Genomic DNA, 1832 nt, shown 5'->3' with positions numbered 1-1832 from the left:
GGCCTGGCCGACGGGTCGGTCCCCTGGCCCGCCGGGGCCGGACACGGCGGGCGGGGGCGGCCGGACCGAGGCCGCCGCGTCCGTCCCGATCGGGCCGGACACGGCAGCCGCCTATGGTGGGTGCGGGGTCCGGACCCCCGGGATATCTGCCCGGAATGCGGACCCTGCGGCGAGCGGGCGGCGGTCCCTGAGAGACTGACGGGGATGACTGCGATTTCCGGAAGTACGTCCTCCGCCCCTGCCGGACCGCTGATGCGTGCCCGTGCCGAGATCGATCTGGCCGCGTTGCGGGCCAATGTGCACGCGCTGCGGCAGCGGGCGCCACGGGCCGAGCTGATGGCCGTGGTCAAGTCGGACGCGTACGGCCACGGCGCGGTGCGCTGCGCCCGTACGGCCCGCGCGGCCGGGGCGAGCTGGCTGGGCACCGCCACCCCGGAAGAGGCGCTGGCGCTGCGTGCCGCCGGTGACCAGGGCCGGGTGATGTGCTGGCTGTGGACCCCCGGCGGACCCTGGCGCGAGGCGGTCGAGGCGGACATCGACGTCTCGGTGAGCGGGCTGTGGGCACTGCGCGAGGCCACCGCCGCGGCCCGGGCCGCGGGCCGCCCGGCGCGGATCCACCTCAAGGCGGACACCGGCCTCGGCCGCAACGGCTGCCAGCCCGCCGACTGGTCCGAGCTGGTCGCCGCGGCCCGTGCCGCCGAGGCCGAGGGCACGGTGCGGATCGTCGGCCTGTGGTCGCACTTCGCCTGCGCCGACGAGCCCGGCCACCCCTCCATCGCCGCGCAGCTCAGCGCCTTCCGGGAGATGGTCGGCCACGCCGAGGCGCAGGGCGCGGAACCCGAGGTCCGGCACATCGCCAACTCCCCGGCGACCCTCACCCTGCCGGACAGCCACTTCGACCTGGTGCGGACCGGCATCGGGATGTACGGGATCTCGCCCAGCCCCGAGCTGGGCACCCCGGCCGACTTCGGGCTGCGCCCGGTGATGACCCTCGCCGCCACGCTGGCCCTGGTCAAGCAGGTGCCCGGCGGGCACGGCGTCAGCTACGGCCACCACTACCTGACCCCGGGCGAGACCACCCTGGCGCTGGTCCCGGTCGGCTACGCGGACGGCATCCCCCGGCACGCCTCCGGCAGCGGCCCGGTGCTGGTGGCCGGCAAGTGGCGGACCGTCGCCGGCCGGGTGGCGATGGACCAGTTCGTGGTCGACCTGGGCGAGGACACCGCCCGGGTCGGCGACGAGGCGGTGCTGTTCGGGCCGGGCGACCGGGGCGAGCCGACCGCCGAGGACTGGGCCCAGGCCGTCGGCACCATCGCGTACGAGATCGTCACCCGGATCGGCACCCGCGTCCCGCGCGTCTACGTGGGCGAGTAGCCGCCCCCGACCGCCCTCGGCGGGTACCGGGCGCCGCCAGTGGGCACCGGCATCATGAGGCGCAGGCACTGGCGGAACCGACACACGGGGGCTGAGGATGGGCAAGAGCACGGCGGCCTCGGCCGCGACCGAGGCGACCGTGTCCGCGGTCACCGCGCTCTCCGCGGCGGCCGGTGCCACCGGGACGACGGCCGCCGGAGCGGGCGGTGGCGGCTGGCGCCGCGGGGCCGGGGTGGCCGGTGCGGCGATCGGGGTGATCGCCGCCGGGGCCGCGGCCGGAGTGGCCCTGGAGCGGTTGACCGTCAGCCGTTCGGTGCGCCGCAAGGCACGCCTGGCCCTGGACGCGACGGCCCCGTTCGGCACCCTGCGCGGCACCCCCGGGTACGCGATCGCCGACGACGGCACCGAGTTGTACTACGAGGTCGACGAGGCGGCGGCCGAACCGCCCGCCCCCTCCC

1 protein-coding gene and 1 pseudogene are annotated in these 1832 nt (G+C 77.0%); both read left to right on the top strand.

The annotated features are described in order from the left end of the window. Nucleotides 1-204: 204 nt before the first annotated feature. Nucleotides 205-1374, top strand: coding sequence for an alanine racemase (alr, locus tag E4099_RS31695; RefSeq protein ID WP_135342540.1), 1170 nt, complete (start codon nt 205-207; stop codon nt 1372-1374). 97 nt (nt 1375-1471) lie between these two features. After that, nucleotides 1472-1832: pseudogene (locus tag E4099_RS31690) on the top strand (hypothetical protein); the annotation flags it as partial.

The organism is Streptomyces palmae (genome assembly GCF_004684805.1).
Classification (GTDB): domain Bacteria; phylum Actinomycetota; class Actinomycetes; order Streptomycetales; family Streptomycetaceae; genus Streptomyces; species Streptomyces palmae.
The sequence above is the reverse complement of the archived record's forward strand: the minus strand, read 5'-3'. Positions and strand labels throughout refer to the sequence as shown.